We start from the raw sequence: 16,346 nt of genomic DNA, 5'->3' as shown, positions 1-16,346 counted from the left end.
GTCGGGTGGATGCCATGACCTCCACACCCGACAATGCCGACAGCCCCGACGAGCTCGAAACGGCTGACGCCCCGAGCCTGCCCTCGACCACGGACGATTCCGACGACGCGCCCGTCGACAACCCCGCGGGCTGACGCCGAACGGCCTGTCCGCCGGTCAGGCGGGCAGGTCGAACTTCTCGTTCTCGCCGCGCGGGCGCTCACCGGTGACCTTGGATGTCACGAGGGCCACCGCCGTCGCGATGCGCCCGCCGGCGCTCCCCCAGTACTCGCCGCTCAACGCCGACACCTTCAGGAGGGTCACGCCGGGCGACTCCGGGCCGTCGGGGAACCATGCCTCGACGCTCGTGGACCACAGATCCTTCAGCTTCTCCAGGTCGTCGATCACCTCGGCCTCGCCGGCGAGCGAGAGCCACAGTCCGTCGGAGCTGAACGACAGCCCGACCTTCGGGTCGAGCCGGACGTTCTCGACGGCGGAAGCATGCGTCCCGACGATAAACCACAGGTCGCCGTCAGACTCCGTCTCCTGCACCGTGAGCGGGTGGGCGTGCAAATCCCCCTCCGTCGTCCGCGTCGTGAGCATCGCGAAGCGGAACTTCTTCAGCAGGTCGTTGAGCGTGTCGAGTTCAGACGTGGTGCCGGTCATGGAGTCATCCTCTGTTCGATGGGGCGGCTTCAGCCCAGCCTCTGGAACGGCCGCCCGCTACCGGTTGACGCCGCGGTCGGGGTCTGCTCTCACGAGACCCTTAGGTCTGCGGCGTGTTCCGTGCTACCGTGGAGTATTCGTTCTGGGACTTGCTTCATCGACGTCCGCCTCATCGCTGAGATGCCGGGCGCACGGCACCGAGCCGTTGTCGATGCGATTCCCTCCTCATCTCCGCGCGACCTGCACGGAAGCGACCTTCGGTCGCTCCTCGGTCGCGGAAAGTTTGCGTGTCTGTTCTGCTCCCCCCGCCCCTGTCGTGGCGACAGGCCGATCTCGACGTTTTCGTCGCGACGGCTGACTCGGCATACGCCGGTTTCGTCGGCGCCGTCCCCGAGGGCTTCGAAGCCCAGGGGCCGCGCGGCGAAGATCTCGGCATCCACGACTCCGTCGACGCGGCCCGCGCCGCGATCGACGTTCACCGACTCCGCACGACCCTCCCGGTCGCGCGGCGCCCACGTCCGCTCCGCATGCGTCGGAGCGGCGCCCACGGTCGCAACAGCGGCCCGAAAAGAAAAAGGAAGAACACGATGGCCACTGGCACCGTGAAATGGTTCAACTCCGAGAAGGGCTACGGGTTCATCGCACCCGACGACGGCTCGGCCGACCTGTTCGCGCACTTCAGCGCGATCCAGGGCAATGGCTTCAAGGAGCTGCAGGAAGCACAGAAGGTCGAATTCGACGCTGAGCAGGGCCCCAAGGGCATGCAGGCGGCGAACATCCGCCCCCTCTGAGCTCACGCTCCTCAGCGAAGGCCGGGTAGGCCGCTTCGGCGGGCTCCCGGCCTTCGCCGTTCCCCGCAACGCGGTACCCGACGAACGATGCGGCGGTGTCCGCGAGGTGTCGACTTCCGGTGAGTATGCCGTGCATGAGGTCGTATACCGGCACCCTTATGGACTCCCCCGTAGTGTGGGCCACAGCCCGGGTAAACGCCTCGGTTCCCGACTTCGGTCATCACCGCGAGGAGCATCTTCATCGCCTCCACCATCGTCGAGTCCCGTCTCGGCCCCGTTCGTCAGACCTATTCCGGCACCACCGAATTCCCCCCGATCGCCAAGGCCTACACGGAGCTGTCGCAGGTCGTTCGCGAGAGCGGGTTCCTCGCCCGCACCCCCGTCTTCTACTCCCTCGTCGGCGCCGCGATCGTGCTCGGCTTCGGCGGAGCGATCACCGGTTTCATCCTTCTCGGCGACAGCTGGTTCCAGCTGCTCATCGCCGCAGCCCTCGGCATCCTGTTCACGCAGGTCGCTTTCCTCGCTCACGAGGCCAATCACCGCCAGATCTTCACCTCCGGTCGCGCCAATGACCGCCTGGCGCTGTGGATCGGTAACGGCATCGTCGGCATGAGCCAGTCGTGGTGGGCCACCAAGCACACGCGTCACCACGCCAACCCCAACCGCGTCGGCAAAGACCCCGACATCGAGATCGACACGATCTCCTTCCTCGACGAGGACGCCGCCACCGCTCGCGGCCTGCGCCGCTGGATCACGCTTCGCCAGGGGTGGCTGTTCTTCCCGCTCCTGACGCTCGAGGGACTGAACCTGCACGCCCTCGCGTTCCGTCACCTGCTCTCGCGCGGCGAGGTCAAGGGACGCTGGACCGAGCTGGCGCTGCTCACCCTGCGCTTCGCCGTGTTCGTGGCCCCCGTGTTCATCTTCCTGCCCGTCGGGATGGCGTTCGCCTTCCTCGGCGTGCAGCTGGCCGTCTTCGGCGTGTACATGGGCGCCTCGTTCGCCCCGAACCACAAGGGCATGGCCGTCATCGCACCCGGTGCCAAGCTCGACTTCTTCAGCAAGCAGGTCTACACCTCGCGCAACATCGCCGGCGGGTGGTGGGCGACCTGGCTCATGGGCGGCCTGAACTACCAGATCGAGCACCACCTCTTTCCGAACATGCCGCGGCCCTATCTCAGCCGCACGCGCGAGATCGTGCGCGAGCACTGCGAGACCCTGGGCGTGCCGTATGTCGAGACGTCGCTCCTGCAGTCCTACGGCATCGTCATCAGGTACCTCAACGAGGTGGGCCTGGCCGCGCGTGACCCGTTCGAGTGCCCCATGACCTCGGCCGCACGCCGCGTCTGACCCACGCTCGACACGTCGGCGCCGACTCCGGATTCCGGGGTCGGCGCCGTCTTTTCGTCCGCCCGTGTCAACCGCGGGCGTCTGCATGCGGCGTCGGGCATTCGTCGCCGGCATCCGTTGCTCGCTCGAAATGCCAGCGCTCGTTGGCGTAGGTCTGGCACAGCCCCCACCGGCGACCGTGCTCCATCAGCCACAGCTGGGCGTCCAGGGAGCCGATATCGACCGCGTGCCCGGTGACGTGGCTGGAGCGCTCGGGAGAGGCGACGTACTCGCGCGCCACGTCCTCGCTGCCGTAGGTGCGGATCGCGTCGTCGAGGAGCCAGCGCTGGTACGCGACACTGCGCCAGCCGCTGGTGACGTCGAAGACGACGCCGTCCTCGGCCGCCGCGTTCTGTGCATCACGGAGGGCATCGCGCAACGCAGGGTCCAGTTTCGTCATCGCGACGTGGGTATCGTCGTCGACCGAGAGCGGCGCTCCTTCCTCGATCACGCCGTCGGTCTCCGTGGGCGAGAAGGACACGCCGGCCACGACGCGCGCGGTGAACGACGAGGCGGTCGTGGATGCCAACAGGACGGCGACGAGGATCATGAGGACGGCGAGGCCGCCGCCGACCGCGAGGAGTGCGAGGCCGCGACGCGTGGTGGACGCGGTGGACGAGGATGCCATGTCCCCAGTGCAGCGTCTGCGGCGTTGCGGTCGCGTATGTCGCGGGCGATACGCGGACGATAGGCGCCGACGTCGCGGGTGTCAGCGACCGGGAGCGCGCGACACCTCGTGCCGTCGCACGTCGTGGATGCCACCGTCGGCGAGGGTGGCGGTCATCAACGTGCACGCGGGCTGACGGCGGCGATCGGTCGGCGAACCCGGATTGAGGAGGCGCAGGCCGCGAGGTGTCACGGTGTCCCACGGGATGTGGCTGTGGCCGAAGACGAGGAGGTCGGTGTCGGGGAAGGCGGCATCCATCCTCGTCTCCCGCCCGACCGCCGGCCCGGTCTCGTGGACGACCGCGATCCGCACGCCCTCGATCTCGGCGCGCGCCACCTCGGGCAGCCGGGAGCGGAGATCGGCGCCATCGTTGTTGCCCCACACCCCCAGCACCGGACCGAGGGCGCTCAGCTCATCGAGCACGGCCGCGTCGACCCAGTCACCGGCGTGCACGATGAGATCCGCATCGGATGCCGCGAGCAGAACCGCCTTCGGTAGTACCCGCGCGCGTGTGGGCACATGGGTGTCGGCCAGGAGCAGCAGTCGGGTCGCCATGACCCCACGCTACTTACACCCGCAATACACGTCCCCGCCTACGATGACGGCATGCGCGTGCTGATCGTCGAGGACGAGCCCTTCCTCGCCGAGGCGATCCGTGACGGTCTCCGTCTGGAGGCCATCGCCGCGGACATCGCGAGCGACGGCCACACCGCCCTCGACCTCCTGAGCTACACGTCGTACGACGTCGTCGTGCTCGACCGTGACATCCCGGGGCCGAACGGCGACGAGATCGCCCGCGACCTGTCGACCCGGCCGGCGGGCCCGCGTGTTCTGATGCTCACCGCCGCCGACCGCCTCGACGACAAGGCCTCGGGGTTCGAGAACGGCGCGGACGACTACCTCACGAAACCGTTCGTGCTGCGCGAGCTCGTCCTACGGCTGCGGGCTCTTGCGCGTCGGCCCGCCGCCTCGACCCCACCGGTCCTCGAGCAGCACGGCATCCGGCTCGATCCGTTCCGTCGCGAGGTGTATCGCGACGGTCGCTACGTCTCTCTCACGCGCAAGCAGTTCGCGGTCCTGCAGGTGCTGATGAGCGCCGGGGGCGGGGTGGTGAGCGCCGAGACCCTTCTGGAGCGGGCGTGGGACGAGAACGCCGACCCGTTCACGAACGCCGTGCGCATCACGATTTCGACGCTGAGGAAGCGTCTCGGGGAGCCCTGGCTCATCCAGACGGTCGCGGGCGTCGGCTACCGGATGGGTCCCGCCGATGCGTGAGCGAGCCCCGGGTCTCTCGGTCCGGCTGAAGCTCACGCTGAGCTACGCCGTGTTCGTGGTCCTCGTCGGCGCGGCGGTGTTCGCGCTGGGGTTCCTCGTGCTGCGATTCGTACCCGAGGGCAACCTGTTCTCCGACAGCGGCGCCTTCACGCCCGCACGCCGCGACCTCATCGAGGCGTTCGTCCGCTACGCCTGGTTCACCGTCGCGGGTCTCGCTGTCGTCGGGCTCGGGGGCGGATGGATCGTCTCCGGACTGATGCTTCGCCCGCTCACGAGGATCGCCGACGTTGCGCGAGCCGTCCGCGACGGTGATCTCTCGCGCCGCGTCGACCTCGACGGGCGCCGCGACGAGCTCACCGATCTGGCGGACACGTTCGACGCGATGCTCACCCGCGTCGCCGAGACCCTGGACGAACAGCAGCGCTTCGCGGCGAACGCCTCGCACGAGCTGCGCACCCCGCTGGCGACCATGCGAACGCTGCTCGAGGTCGCGCGGGCGGACCCGGCCGCGGTCGATCTGCCCGTCCTTCTGCACCGGCTCGACGTCACCAATGAGCGCGCCATCCGCCTCACCGAGGCTCTGCTCGCACTGGCCCGCGCGTCGCGGGGCGGTGCACTCTCGCACGACGCCGTCGACATGGGCGCCCTCGTCGAGTCGGTCGTCGCCGAGGAGCGCCCCCACGCCGAGGAGTCCGGCGTCGATCTCGCGATGACGGAGTCCGCGGGGATCCTCGCGGATGCCGACGCCCTGCTCGCGCGCCAGGCGGTGACGAACCTCGTGCGCAACGCGGTCCTGCACAACGTCGCCGGTGGGTGGGTGCGTGTCGCCGTCGCCGCCGACGGCGGTTCGGTCGTCATGAACATCGCGAACACCGGCCCCGCGCTCTCGCGCGCACTCGTGGCGACACTCCCCGAGCCTTTCGTCCGGGGAGCCGGCCGCACCCGCACCGGAGCCGATGGCGCGGGTCTCGGGCTCGCCCTGGTGGCATCGATCGCGCGCGCTCATCGCGGAACCCTCGAACTGTGGCCGCGCGACGGCGGTGGACTCCACGCGCGGCTGCGGTTGCCGCGCTGACTCCCGTGCAGGGCGACCGGGCGGGCGTACGAGGCCGGGAGTCACCGCCGCGCGAGAAGCCGCACGATCACGACCACGACCGTGCCGATGAGGGCGCCCGTCGTATTGGCCACGACGTCACCCGCATCGGGAACACGACCCGGGATCACCGACTGCGCGATCTCCACCGCGAGCGAGACCGCGGCCCCCAGCACAACGGATGCCGGCGCCCACCGCAGCGGCAGCAGCATCGCCACCACGATTCCGAGCGGCACGAAGAAGGCCACGTTCAGCACGGTGTCCGCGTCCCCGCCCAGGAGCACGTCGCTCACTCGGGCGGGCAGGCGAGCGAGAGCATCCAGGAACAGGGAGCGGACGGGCCACGCGATGGTGCGCGGTGCCAGAGTCAGCCCCACCACCGCGGCGAGTACGGACGCCGCCACGAGCACGCGCGCGGGGGTGAATGAGGGGGCGGAACGATCGCGGTCATGCACGGGGAACCTCCGGAGGTCGGAGACTCCATCCGATCGCGTCGGCCGTTGCGTCCGTGTCTGCGCGGAACGATAGACCCGCGATACGCCTCGCCCGGGTGCGAGGATGGATCGGTGACCCCCGATCGCCGCTCGCTCCTCCTCGCCCTCGTCGTCGATGCCGTCCTCATCGTCGTGTTCGCCGCGATCGGTCGGGCCACGCACGACGGCGATGTGCTCGGTCCCGCCGGCTCGGGGCTCGCCACGACGGCGTGGCCGTTCCTCGCGGCGATGCTGCTGGGCTGGATCGTCAGTCGGGGATGGCGTCGCCCCTTCTCACCCGTCCGCACGGGACTGCCCGTCTGGGGAGTGACGCTCGTCGCCGGCCTGCTGCTCCGGGCGCTCAGCGGTCAGGGGATCGCGGTGGCGTTCGTGATCGTCGCGGGGATCACGCTGCTGCTGTTCCTCGTCGGCTGGCGTGCGGTCGCAGCGCTCGTGGCCCGCATCCGCGTCAGTCGGTCAGCGTGACGTCGACCTGGATCTCCGCCGCCAGGTTCTGAAGGTCCTCGACGAGGTCGTCGACTCGACCGTCCTCGCCCAGCGTCGCGGTCAGCGACGCCTCGAACAGACGGCCGCCCGCCATCGCGGCATCCGTCGTCTGCGTCGACATCCGCTCGATACTCGCGCCGCGCGCGCTCAGGGCACCGGTAATCTCCCGCACGATCCCGGGCCGGTCGTTGCCCATCACGGTCAGCGCCACCGTCCGCGCCGCGGTCTCGCGCACGGTCGCCGGACCGTGCACCGTCACGCGCAGCGTCTCGGCGGACGCCTCGAGCGCGGCACGCAGGTCGTCCGCCCGTTCAGCGGCCACCGACACCTCGACGATGCCCGCGAACGCTCCGGCCAGTTCCGCCATCTCGCTCGTCTCCCAGTTGCCGCCGTGCGCATCGACGATGTCGGCGACGGATGCCACGAGGCCTGCACGGTCGTCGCCGACCAGGGTGATCACGAGAGTCGTCATGCTCGAAAGCGTAGCCACCGGGCCGCTGGTAGCGTGAGGGCTGGACCGATGAGAGGGGGCACGGGATGATCGCGTCGTTCCTGACCGCCCTGAACCTCCTCCTCGTCACCGCGGAGCTCGCGCTCACCCCCGACGGCGGCGCCTCCCCCGCACCTCTGCTCGCCCTGGCGTTGGCGGCCGCCGTGGTGCTGACGGTCGCCGTGGCCGTGCTGGTGTTCCGGCTCCTCACCGGCGCTCCCCCCGCTCGACCGACACGGCCCATCGACCCCTCCGCCCCGCTCGCGCAGAGCGATCCCGACGCCGCCGGGCACCCCCGCCCGCGAGCTCCCGGACGCGCGGCTCCGGCCGCGTAGAACGCCCGGGCGCCGTCGACGGCACCGCTGTGGCATCCCTTCGTGGCCGATCGCGCCCTGATCGCTCCCACGAACGGACACTTCCTTGGACCTCTTCGCCCTGCCGCCGTTGGCGGCCCTGCTCGACCTGACCACCCAGGGCCTCCTCGCCCTGACCGCCCTCCTCTCCCCCGTCGCCGGCGGCGCGGCCGCGGCGCTCGCCGTCCTCCTCGTCACCGTCGTCGTCCGTGCCGCGCTCATCCCCGTCGGGGTGTCGCAGGCCCGCGCGGAGCGCGACCGCGCACGCCTGGCCCCACGACTGCGCCTCCTGCGCGAGCGGTGGGGCAAGAACCCCGAACGCCTGCAGCGCGAGACCCTGCAGCTCTACCGCGACGCCGGGGTCTCACCGACCGCGGGATGCCTTCCCGTCCTGGCCCAGGCCCCCGTGGTCGGTCTGCTGTACGCCGTGTTTCTGCACGCGCAGGTCGGCGGCCACGCCAACGCGCTGCTCGCGCAGACCCTCTCCGGCGTGCCGCTGGGGACGAGCCTGCTCGCCGCCGTCACCGGAGGAACGGCGGATGCCGGGACGCTCCTCCTCCTCGGCGTCGTCGTCGCCGTGATCGCCGGGGCGGGCGAGCTGACCCGGCGCTTCCTTCGGCCGGCGCAGGACCCGGCCGCCCCGGCCTGGACCGGGTGGATCGTCACCGCCCTGCCGTTCACGACCGCGGTCGTCGCCCTCTTCGTTCCGCTCGCCGCGGGCCTGTACCTCGCCGTCACGACGGTGTGGACGTTCGGGCAGCGTCTGATCCTCCGGAGGTTCTACCCGATCGAGTGACGGACGGCATCCCACCGGGGCGCATGGACGGCGTTGAGCGCCGCCATGGCCAAGACGAGCAGGGCTGCTCCCGCCGGGAAGAGCATCGCCGTCTCCACCGACCCGCGTTCCGCCACCGCGCCGGTGACGGCGGAGGACAGCGCCTGGGCGAGGGTCAGCGCCGAGGCGAGCAGCGTCATCGTCGTGGCGGTGCGTCCGGCCGGAGCCCGGTGTCCGGCGAGGCTGAACAGGGTCACGAGCGACGGCCCGACCCCGATGCCCATGAGGCACAGCACCGCCGTCACGGTGGTCACGGATCCGCCCACCGAGTAGGCCCCCGCGGAGGCGAACAGCACGATCGCGAAGGCCACGAGGCGCCACCGCAGCGCGAACCGCGCAGGCAGGACGGCCACCGCGAGCGCGAGCACCGCGGAACCGACGCCCATGACTCCGTACAGAAGCGCGCCGGCCTCGGGGGCGCCGCGGGCCTCCATGAACGCCGTGAGCGAGGTCAGCGTCGAGCCGAAGAAGGCGCCCACGCCGAACACCGCCACCACGAGCATCAGCATGCGCGGCTGCAGCAGGTCGCGAGCGGGGGCCATGTCGCCGCGCTCGGCCGCGATCGGAACCACCCGCCCCGTGGGGTGGAGCGCGAAAGCGGTGACGAAGACGAAGCTGAGCACGGCCGCCGCGACGATCGGCGCCCACGGCGCGATCACGGCCGCGAGCACGCCGACGACGAACGGCCCGATGACGAACGCCGTCTCGTCTGCGGCGGATTCGTACGCCATCGCGCGCGAGAACGTGCGCTCCCGCCGCTCGGGGACGACCCGCGCGCCGATCAGCGCCATGACCCGGCTGCGCGACATCGCCGCCGTCTGCGGACCGGTGAGACCGATCGCGACGGCCGTCGCGAGCACGAACCCGTCGGCGGCCGGCGAGCCCACGACGACCGGGAAGAGGGCGAGAAGGATGCCATTGGCCAGGCCCGTGGGAACGAGCACGCGCGATTGCCCGAAGCGGTCAGCGAGATCACCGAGGATGGGGCCGGCGACGACCACGCCGATGCCGACGGCCGCCGAGGTGAGGCCGCCGAGCGCGACCGAGCCGCGCACCGACACGACGAGGGCCAGGACACCGACCGTCATCATCGCGAACGGCAGCCGGGCGACGAAGGCGACCGGGAAATACCAGAGGCCCGTGTGGTGGATCAGGGGGCGGTGCGTGGCGGTGGGAACGGGGTGGTGCATGGGGATCTCCGGGGCAGGGGGCGGTGCCGCCTTGCCGGTCCGGTAGGTAGATGCACGAGGTGCGGCGGGCGAACCCGCATCCCGATTCTACCGAACCTCCGCGCGCGTCGGCCTAGGAGACGAGGGCGGCGATCGCCGCGATCACCGACACGAGCGCCAGCACGAGAGCGATCGCGATCAACACGGTGTGCACGATCAGGAACGCCGTGGGCTTGCCCGCGGCGTCGCGGGCACGCGGGTCCTTCGCGATACGCGGGTAGAACCGCGGCCAGACGACGGCGTTGAAGACGGCGTTGGCGAACAGCAGGACGATGAGGAGCGGTTCCACCCCTCGAGCCTACGCGTGGGGACCGGAATCAGATCGCGCAGGAGATGCAGCGTCGCGCGGTCGGACGCACTTCCAATCGCGCATCCGCGATCGGCTGGCCGCACACCTCGCACACACCGAAGGTGCCGGATGCCACGCGCTCGCGCGCCGCACGGATCTCGTCTCGTTCCTCGCGCGCCTCGCGTGAGAGCGCATCGACGTGCGCCCACTCGCCCGACAGGGTCGAACCTTCGGGATCGTGCTCGTCGTCGGCCGTGGCATCCGCCCGATCGAGACGCAGGCTCTCGGCGTCGGCGGTCAGGTGCCGCAGCCGACGGCCGGCGGCGCGGTCGAGCTCGTCGAGCAGCGCGGTCGCACGGGCGGCATCCATCCCTTGACGGTACCGCGGACCATCGACACGGGCGCGGGGCTGGATCGCTCGCGGCCCAACCGACACGATCGGTGCATGGCTGCTCTCACCAAGGATTGGACCCCGCTCGCGGCGGCGTTCCTCGTGCTGTCGATCCTCGGACTCGTCGGTACGTGGACCTTCAACGTCCTCGCGGTGGTCCAGATGGCCGACTTCTTCGGCGGCCTCGTATCGAGCGGCCCCGCCGTGTCGTCGATCACCGTCGACCTGCTGGTGGTCGCCGTGGCCGGCAGCGTGTTCATCCTCGTCGAGGCACGTCGCCAAGGCATGCGGCACGCGTGGGTCTACGTCGTGCTGTCCGGGCTGACCGCGTTCGCCTTCACGTTCCCGCTCTTCCTCGCGATGCGGGAGCGGAGGCTGACGGCCCGCCGCAGGGCGTGAGTCGCCAGGCGTGAGTCGCCAGGCTTGGCGCCCGCAAGAGATCCTGCGCGACAGGCCCTGGCGACCCACGCCGGTGTCGTCAGCCCTTCAGGCCGGCGCGCAGTCCCTCGACGAGCGGCGTCGTCGGGTGACCGATGACCCGGGCGAGCGTGCCGTCGGTCTGCGACAGCACACCCCGGGCGATCGCGTCGTCGATGCCGGCGACGAACGCCGCGGTTCCGGCATCCAGCCCCGCCTGCTCGAGGCCGGCGGCGAGCTGCTCGACCGAGACGGCCTGGTACGCGACATCGCGCCCGAGCACCTCCGACGCAGCGGCGGCGAGCGCGTCGTACGTCCACGCGACATCGCCGGCGAGCTCGAGGGTCTGACCGCGCAGTTCGTCGGTGGTCAAGGCGACGGCGGCCGCTTCGGCGTAGTCGCGGCGGTTCGCGCTGGCGACGTGCCCGTCACCGACGGCGGCGACGATGACGCCCGAGTCCGCGGCGCGAGAGACGGCGTCCAGGTAGTTCTCGTTGTACCAGTTGTTGCGGAGGATGGTGGCATCCACTCCCGACTCGGCGATCGCGCGCTCCGTGGCGAGGTGATCGGCACCGAGCGCGTACTCGATCTCGTCGACGCGCGGGGCGCTGGTGTAGACGAGGCGCTCGATGCCCGCGGCCCGCGCGGCCTCGATGACATTGCGGTGGCCGGTGGCGCGGTCCGCGTCGGTGCCCGAGATGAGCAGAACGCGTGTGACGCCCTCGAGCCCGGCGGTGAGGGTCTCGGGACGGACGTAGTCGAACTCGACGACGCGGATGCCGCGCGCGGCGATGTCCTCCGCCTTGGCGGGCGTGCGGACGCCGGCGACGATGTCGGATGCCGGGACGCCGCGCTCGAGGAGGGCGTCGAGGACGTGTCGTCCGAGGTGGCCGGTGGCGGCGGAGACGAGGAGGGTCATGGGGTGTCCTTTCGTTGGTATGTCGAAACCAACGCGTCTCGGAGGGGCACATTCCGGAATGACGGTACCCACTTAGTGGTTAGGTACTCACGTGATGGTGAGTCTCGCGGAAATCCGCGCCGAGCGTCCCGAAGTTTTCACGGAGGGATGTCCCACTCGGACGGTCCTCGACCACGTGATGGGCAAGTGGGGCGTGCTGGTCCTCGTCGGCCTGTCCGACGGGACGCAACGCTGGGGCGAGCTCCGCCGCAACATCACGGGCATCAGCGAGAAGATGCTCGCCAGCACCCTCAAGACGCTCGAAGCCGACGGCCTCGTCCGGCGCACCGCCTACCCGGAGGTGCCGCCTCGGGTGGAGTACGCCCTGACCGACCTCGGACGTGACCTCATGGAGCGAGTCCTGCCGCTCATGGAATGGGTCGCCGACAACGCCGCCGGCATGCTGGACCGGCCGTCCTGAGCGCCGGCGCGTCCTACGCTCGATTCATGCGCCTCCCGCTGCGACTCCCGAGCGAAAGCCTGAGCTTCCGTTCCGCGCGCCGCGGACCGTTCCTCCAGGTGGCGAAATCGGCGGTGGCGATGATCGCCGCCTGGATCGTCGCCGACATCCTCGTGCCGGGTCCTCCGCCGATCTTCGCCGCGATCGCGGCGGTGCTGGTCGTCCAACCGAGCATCAACCAGTCGTTCACGCGCGCCGTCGAGCGGAGCGTGGGCGTGATCGTCGGCGTCGTCATCGCGTCGGTGCTCGGCATCGTTCTCGGCTCCCCGACGTGGGTCATCCTGCTGGCCGGCGCCATCTCCCTCCTCGTCGCGTGGGCCCTGCGGATGTCGCCCGGCGCCACCAACCAGGTCGCGATCAGCGCGGTGCTCGTCTTGGCCCTCGGGACGGCCACACCGAACTACGCGCTCGACCGCGTCGTGGAGACCGTGATCGGAGCGATCATCGGCATCGTGGTGAACACCGTGCTGGTTCCGCCGGTGCTCGTCCCGCCGGCGCGCCAGAAGCTCGGCATCCTCGGCCGTGAACTCGCCGCGGCCCTGGAACGTCTCGCCGACGCCCTCGAGAGCCCACAGACTCGCGAATCGCTCGAGGGGCTCCTGCTCGAGGCGCGCCTGCTGCGCCCCGTCCGGGATGCCGCGGCCGAGGCGATCGGCGACGGGGCGGACTCCCTCTCGCTCAATCCGCGCAGCTCGCGTCACCGTGCCGACCTCGCCGAGATGCAGGCGCGGCTGGATCGGTTCTCCCCGGTCGTGACGCAGGCGGTCGGGATGACGCGCGCCGTCTACGACGGCTACACGTCGTCCATCGTCGAGGATCCGTCCGTCCGGGCCATCGCCGAGCAGTTGCACCGCGCGGCGCACGACGTGCGCCTCGATTTCGCGCTCGACCCGGGCAGCGAACGCGAGCCGGTCGCCGAGGAGCCCGCGCTGACGCGGCCCCTTCAGATCCGGACGCCCTCGCCCGAGCACTGGGTCCTGATCGGCTCGCTGCTGATGGACCTCCACCGGATTCACGAGACGCTTCGCGACGAATCGCCCTGAACGGCGGCGAAACCTCCCGTGACGACCCCGGTCCCCCGCAGCGCTGGTTGACTGGAGCCATGGGTACCGCGATGTTCCCGTTGGGAGCCGTTCTCTTCCCCCACACGCCGTTGGCGCTGCGGATCTTCGAAGAGCGCTACCTCGTCATGCTGGGCATGCTGCTCGACGAAGCGGACCCGGAGTTCGGCGTCGTCCTCATCGAGCGCGGCACCGAGACCGGTGGCGGCGACCAGCGTTTCGCGCTCGGCACGATGGCGCGTCTCAGCCACGTCGTGCCGCAGGCCGGGCAGATGTCGATCGTCGCCCGCGGCGCCGAGCGGTTCGAGATCGTCGAGTGGCTCGACGACGCCCCCTATCCGCGGGCCGAGGTGCGTCCCCTCCCGGATCTCGAATGGAACGACGCGCTCGCGCCCCTCCTCGAGGAGGCCGAACGCATCGTCCGCCGCGTCCTGGGACGTGCTCGGGAGTTCGGTGCGACACGATGGGACCCCGAGGTGGAGCTGTCGGAGGAGCCGCTCGAGCGCGCTTGGCAGGTCGCCGCGATCGCCCCGCTCGGGGAACTCGATCAGATGCAGTTGTTGCGCTCGCCCACGATGGGCGGACTGCTGCGCGCCACCATCGACCTCACGATCGCGGCCGAACCGCTGCTGGGCGACCCGATCCCCGACGGCGTCATCGTGGTCGTGGACGATCCCGATGACGACGTCGAGGACTGAGACCCCTCAGTTCAGCGCGCGCACCGACGACGGGATGACCCCGTCGGCGTACAGGTCGATCGCGAGGTCCTGCAGGGCGGTGAGTGCGACACGCTGGGTCTGCGGGCCGTAGGAGATCCGTGCGACGCCGAGGGCTTCGTATTCCGCCGCGGTGAGCGCGCCCGGGACGCCGATGACGCTCACCTTGCGTTCCCCGATCCCGTCGACGAGCCGCCGGGTGGAGTCCGCATCGAGCAACCCCGGCACGAAGACAGTGGTGGCACCGGCGGCGAGGTAGGCGCGGCCGCGCTCGATGGCATCCGTCAGCTTGTCCTGCAGCGGACGGTCGCCGCCCTTCAGGACGGCGTCCGTGCGCGCGTTCAGGACGAACGGGACGCCCTCGGCCTGCCCCGCGGCGATGATCGCTTCGACGGCAGCGACCGAATCGGCGAGCGGCTGCATGCGGTCCTCGACGTTCGCACCCACGACGCCCACACCGATGGCGCGGCGGACGGTCTCGCCCGGGTTGCCGTACCCCGAGTCGAGGTCGGCCGAGACGGGCACATCGACCGCGGCGACGATGCGCCCGACCATGTCGAGCATGAGATCGAGCGGGATCTTCTCGCCGTCTTCGTACCCGAACGTCGCGGCGATCGAGTGACCGGCGGTCGCGAGAGCGCGTGTCTGAGGAAGGTCGGCGACGGCGCGGGCCGACACGACGTCCCATACGTTCACCACCCGCAGGATCTCGGGCGCGTGGTGCAGGGCGGCGAGGGCCTCGGCCTTCGGGGACAGGGCGGTCATTCGTTCTCTCCTTCGGGGATGTCGGTGAGGGCTTCGGCGATCAGCGTGTCGCCCGCACCGAAACGGATGAAGCGGCCGATCGTCGCCGGCTGCAGGAGGGTCGCCGCCACGACGGCCGCCACATCCGCGCGGCCGACCTCGGCCTTCCCCTGGGGCGCCGTGGTGATGCGTCCGGTCGGCGGGTCGAGCGTGAGGGTGCCGGGGCCGAGGATCGTCCAGTCCAGGTCGCTCGCGCGGAGGTGATCGTCGGCCGCGAGCTTGGCGTCGGCATACGCGAAGAACGGGTCGTCCCGAGGGATGCCATGGTCCGGCGTCGAGCCGATCCACGACACCATCACGAACCGCCGCACGCCGGCCTGGCCGGCCGCGTCGACCGCGCGCTGCGCGGCGTCGCGGTCGACCGCGTAGGTGCGTTCCGCCGAGCCACCGCCCGCGCCGGCCGACCACACGACGGCGTCGGCGCCGTCGAAGGCCGCGGCGAGATCGTCGACATCCGCGGTCTCGACGTCGAGTACGAGCGGCTGACCGCCCGCCTCCTCCACGTCGGAGCGGTGATCCGGGTTGCGGACGACAGAGATCGCCTGGTCGCCGCGTTCGGCCAGCAGACCCGCCAGATGCAGGGCGACCTTGCCGTGCCCACCGATGATCACGATGCGTTCCATGTCACTGCCCTCCGACCTTCTCGACCGACATCTTCAGGATCACGCGCTGCGCCCGGTCGGGCGGCGCCTGCTGCGCGGGGTTGCCGTAGCGCTGTCCGAGGCGCACGTAGAACGCTCCCTCGGGATCAGCGACCTCGTCCACCAGGCGTCCGCGCACTTCGATGTAGCGGTACGGCTGATCGGGGTCGAAGACCATGAGGCTCATCGACGGGTTCGCCTGCAGGTTGCGATACTTCTGCCGCGTCGTCGTGTGGGTGAAGAGCAGATGTTCGCCGTCGAACTCGAACCACATCGGATTGACCTGCACCGATCCGTCGGGACGAACGGTGCCCAGCGCACCGTAGTTCGGATTCTCGAGCAGATCGCGAAGCGCATCGGGGATCATGCGTGTCCTCTCATCGGGTGTCGATTCGCGAGCCTACGCACCGCCTCCGACACCGGAGCCGGGCTTGACGGGGTCAGCCGACGTCACCGTCGACGTACACCCAGCGACCTCCGCGGCGCGCGAACCTGCTCCGCTCCGAGAGCACACCCTGCTCGCTCTCGCGCCGCCACGACGCGCGGAACACGACCACCGCGGCATCCCCGTCCTCGACCGCCTCGTCGACGACGAGCCCCTCCCAGACCGTGTCGTCGTCGAGAGCGATCTCGGTCGGCCGGGTACGCGGATGCCACGTCCGGACGAGGTGGTCGGCGTCGCCGACCACGAAGGCGGTGTACCGCGACCGCATGAGACGTTCGGCCGACGGCGCCGGGGCGCCGTCCAGGAGCGGCCCACAGCATTCGCCGAACACCGCGCGCCCGCACGGGCAGGGCGCGGCCGCGGACGGTCGGAGGAAGCGAGCGCCGAAGGACACCCCGTCACTCTAGGTTCTCCGCACGT

24 protein-coding genes are annotated in these 16,346 nt (G+C 70.6%); 11 read left to right on the top strand and 13 right to left on the bottom strand.

The genetic code is table 11. The features are described 5' to 3' along the window. Positions 1 to 156: 156 nt before the first annotated feature. Entirely contained in the window at positions 157 to 645 is a 489-nt protein-coding gene (locus AC3WLZ_RS06515) for a pyridoxamine 5'-phosphate oxidase family protein (protein WP_412924281.1), read from the bottom strand. 587 nt (positions 646 to 1,232) lie between these two features. On the opposite strand from AC3WLZ_RS06515, the gene AC3WLZ_RS06510 reads away from it, so the two are divergent. Both AC3WLZ_RS06510 and AC3WLZ_RS06505 read left to right on the top strand, forming a co-directional pair. Further along, positions 1,233 to 1,436 (top strand): cold-shock protein, encoded by a 204-nt coding sequence (locus AC3WLZ_RS06510; protein WP_026095524.1) that lies wholly within the window; start codon positions 1,233 to 1,235, stop codon positions 1,434 to 1,436. A gap of 252 nt (positions 1,437 to 1,688) precedes the next feature. Beyond that, positions 1,689 to 2,783: a fatty acid desaturase family protein gene (locus AC3WLZ_RS06505; protein ID WP_412926118.1), complete on the top strand. Its 1,095-nt coding sequence runs from the start codon at positions 1,689 to 1,691 to the stop codon at positions 2,781 to 2,783. 67 nt (positions 2,784 to 2,850) lie between these two features. Here AC3WLZ_RS06505 and AC3WLZ_RS06500 read toward each other — a convergent pair whose 3' ends face one another. Continuing rightward, on the bottom strand, positions 2,851 to 3,450 hold the full coding sequence (locus tag AC3WLZ_RS06500) for a M15 family metallopeptidase (RefSeq protein ID WP_412924280.1): 600 nt from the start codon (positions 3,448 to 3,450) through the stop codon (positions 2,851 to 2,853). A gap of 81 nt (positions 3,451 to 3,531) precedes the next feature. Next, on the bottom strand, positions 3,532 to 4,044 hold the full coding sequence (locus AC3WLZ_RS06495; protein ID WP_412924279.1) for a metallophosphoesterase family protein: 513 nt from the start codon (positions 4,042 to 4,044) through the stop codon (positions 3,532 to 3,534). Positions 4,045 to 4,095: 51 nt separating this feature from the next. Here AC3WLZ_RS06495 and AC3WLZ_RS06490 point away from each other — a divergent pair, with 51 nt between their 5' ends. Both AC3WLZ_RS06490 and AC3WLZ_RS06485 read left to right on the top strand, forming a co-directional pair. Next, positions 4,096 to 4,764: a response regulator transcription factor gene (locus AC3WLZ_RS06490; RefSeq protein ID WP_412924278.1), complete on the top strand. Its 669-nt coding sequence runs from the start codon at positions 4,096 to 4,098 to the stop codon at positions 4,762 to 4,764. Beyond that, positions 4,757 to 5,839, top strand: coding sequence for a sensor histidine kinase (locus AC3WLZ_RS06485; RefSeq protein WP_492469501.1), 1,083 nt, complete (start codon positions 4,757 to 4,759; stop codon positions 5,837 to 5,839). The genes AC3WLZ_RS06490 and AC3WLZ_RS06485 overlap by 8 nt, the downstream gene beginning before the upstream one ends. A gap of 41 nt (positions 5,840 to 5,880) precedes the next feature. On the opposite strand, the gene AC3WLZ_RS06480 is transcribed toward AC3WLZ_RS06485, so the two are convergent. Then, positions 5,881 to 6,312 carry a VanZ family protein gene (locus tag AC3WLZ_RS06480; protein ID WP_492469500.1) on the bottom strand — a complete coding sequence of 144 codons (432 nt, stop codon included), beginning with the start codon at positions 6,310 to 6,312 and terminating at the stop codon, positions 5,881 to 5,883. Between the two features lie 111 nt (positions 6,313 to 6,423). On the opposite strand from AC3WLZ_RS06480, the gene AC3WLZ_RS06475 reads away from it, so the two are divergent. Next, positions 6,424 to 6,816: a DUF3054 domain-containing protein gene (locus AC3WLZ_RS06475; RefSeq protein WP_492469499.1), complete on the top strand. Its 393-nt coding sequence runs from the start codon at positions 6,424 to 6,426 to the stop codon at positions 6,814 to 6,816. On the opposite strand, the gene AC3WLZ_RS06470 is transcribed toward AC3WLZ_RS06475, so the two are convergent. Continuing rightward, positions 6,800 to 7,309, bottom strand: coding sequence for a glycine cleavage system transcriptional repressor (locus AC3WLZ_RS06470; RefSeq protein WP_412924274.1), 510 nt, complete (start codon positions 7,307 to 7,309; stop codon positions 6,800 to 6,802). The two genes, AC3WLZ_RS06475 and AC3WLZ_RS06470, sit on opposite strands and share 17 nt — an antisense overlap. A 65-nt stretch (positions 7,310 to 7,374) precedes the next feature. Here AC3WLZ_RS06470 and AC3WLZ_RS06465 point away from each other — a divergent pair, with 65 nt between their 5' ends. Continuing rightward, a complete protein-coding gene (locus AC3WLZ_RS06465) occupies positions 7,375 to 7,662 on the top strand; it encodes a DUF6412 domain-containing protein (RefSeq protein WP_412924273.1) in 288 nt (95 codons plus the stop codon). Positions 7,663 to 7,747: 85 nt separating this feature from the next. Next, the gene (gene yidC, locus AC3WLZ_RS06460) at positions 7,748 to 8,476 is read left to right on the top strand and encodes a membrane protein insertase YidC (protein WP_492469498.1); all 729 of its coding nucleotides are present in this window, start codon (positions 7,748 to 7,750) and stop codon (positions 8,474 to 8,476) included. On the opposite strand, the gene AC3WLZ_RS06455 is transcribed toward yidC, so the two are convergent. The 3 genes from AC3WLZ_RS06455 to AC3WLZ_RS06445 all read right to left on the bottom strand — a co-directional run bounded on the left by AC3WLZ_RS06455 (position 8,461) and on the right by AC3WLZ_RS06445 (position 10,403). Beyond that, positions 8,461 to 9,705 carry an MFS transporter gene (locus AC3WLZ_RS06455; protein WP_492469497.1) on the bottom strand — a complete coding sequence of 415 codons (1,245 nt, stop codon included), beginning with the start codon at positions 9,703 to 9,705 and terminating at the stop codon, positions 8,461 to 8,463. The two genes, yidC and AC3WLZ_RS06455, sit on opposite strands and share 16 nt — an antisense overlap. A 112-nt stretch (positions 9,706 to 9,817) precedes the next feature. Beyond that, the gene (locus AC3WLZ_RS06450) at positions 9,818 to 10,033 is read right to left on the bottom strand and encodes an SCO4848 family membrane protein (protein WP_492469496.1); all 216 of its coding nucleotides are present in this window, start codon (positions 10,031 to 10,033) and stop codon (positions 9,818 to 9,820) included. A 28-nt stretch (positions 10,034 to 10,061) separates the two neighbouring features. Beyond that, positions 10,062 to 10,403, bottom strand: a complete 342-nt coding sequence (locus tag AC3WLZ_RS06445; RefSeq protein ID WP_412924269.1) for a TraR/DksA family transcriptional regulator — start codon at positions 10,401 to 10,403, stop codon at positions 10,062 to 10,064. A 75-nt stretch (positions 10,404 to 10,478) separates the two neighbouring features. On the opposite strand from AC3WLZ_RS06445, the gene AC3WLZ_RS06440 reads away from it, so the two are divergent. Next, entirely contained in the window at positions 10,479 to 10,823 is a 345-nt protein-coding gene (locus AC3WLZ_RS06440) for a DUF2834 domain-containing protein (RefSeq protein WP_492469495.1), read from the top strand. A gap of 79 nt (positions 10,824 to 10,902) precedes the next feature. Here AC3WLZ_RS06440 and AC3WLZ_RS06435 read toward each other — a convergent pair whose 3' ends face one another. Further along, complete coding sequence (locus AC3WLZ_RS06435; protein ID WP_492469494.1) at positions 10,903 to 11,760, bottom strand: SDR family oxidoreductase; 858 nt, start codon at positions 11,758 to 11,760, stop codon at positions 10,903 to 10,905. A gap of 91 nt (positions 11,761 to 11,851) precedes the next feature. Between AC3WLZ_RS06435 and AC3WLZ_RS06430 the strand changes: the two genes are divergently transcribed. The 3 genes from AC3WLZ_RS06430 to AC3WLZ_RS06420 are packed head-to-tail and all read left to right on the top strand — an operon-like array spanning position 11,852 to position 14,018. Beyond that, entirely contained in the window at positions 11,852 to 12,220 is a 369-nt protein-coding gene (locus AC3WLZ_RS06430) for a winged helix-turn-helix transcriptional regulator (protein ID WP_492469493.1), read from the top strand. A 26-nt stretch (positions 12,221 to 12,246) separates the two neighbouring features. Then, complete coding sequence (locus AC3WLZ_RS06425; protein WP_492469492.1) at positions 12,247 to 13,302, top strand: FUSC family protein; 1,056 nt, start codon at positions 12,247 to 12,249, stop codon at positions 13,300 to 13,302. A gap of 59 nt (positions 13,303 to 13,361) precedes the next feature. Then, positions 13,362 to 14,018: an LON peptidase substrate-binding domain-containing protein gene (locus AC3WLZ_RS06420; RefSeq protein ID WP_412924264.1), complete on the top strand. Its 657-nt coding sequence runs from the start codon at positions 13,362 to 13,364 to the stop codon at positions 14,016 to 14,018. A 6-nt stretch (positions 14,019 to 14,024) separates the two neighbouring features. Here the strand turns inward: AC3WLZ_RS06420 and AC3WLZ_RS06415 are convergent, their stop codons facing one another. The 4 genes from AC3WLZ_RS06415 to AC3WLZ_RS06400 all read right to left on the bottom strand — a co-directional run bounded on the left by AC3WLZ_RS06415 (position 14,025) and on the right by AC3WLZ_RS06400 (position 16,320). Continuing rightward, a complete protein-coding gene (locus AC3WLZ_RS06415) occupies positions 14,025 to 14,801 on the bottom strand; it encodes an isocitrate lyase/PEP mutase family protein (protein WP_492469491.1) in 777 nt (258 codons plus the stop codon). Further along, positions 14,798 to 15,463: an SDR family oxidoreductase gene (locus AC3WLZ_RS06410; protein WP_492469490.1), complete on the bottom strand. Its 666-nt coding sequence runs from the start codon at positions 15,461 to 15,463 to the stop codon at positions 14,798 to 14,800. Before AC3WLZ_RS06410 ends, AC3WLZ_RS06415 begins: the two co-directional genes overlap by 4 nt. A 1-nt stretch (position 15,464) precedes the next feature. Further along, positions 15,465 to 15,848, bottom strand: a complete 384-nt coding sequence (locus AC3WLZ_RS06405) for a PPOX class F420-dependent oxidoreductase (protein ID WP_412924260.1) — start codon at positions 15,846 to 15,848, stop codon at positions 15,465 to 15,467. 73 nt (positions 15,849 to 15,921) lie between these two features. Further along, positions 15,922 to 16,320, bottom strand: a complete 399-nt coding sequence (locus tag AC3WLZ_RS06400) for a YchJ family protein (protein WP_492469489.1) — start codon at positions 16,318 to 16,320, stop codon at positions 15,922 to 15,924. Positions 16,321 to 16,346 lie beyond the last annotated feature (26 nt).

This window comes from Microbacterium sp. FW305-3-2-15-F-LB2 (assembly GCF_058787255.1).
This window is presented reverse-complemented; position numbering and strand designations above follow the sequence as displayed.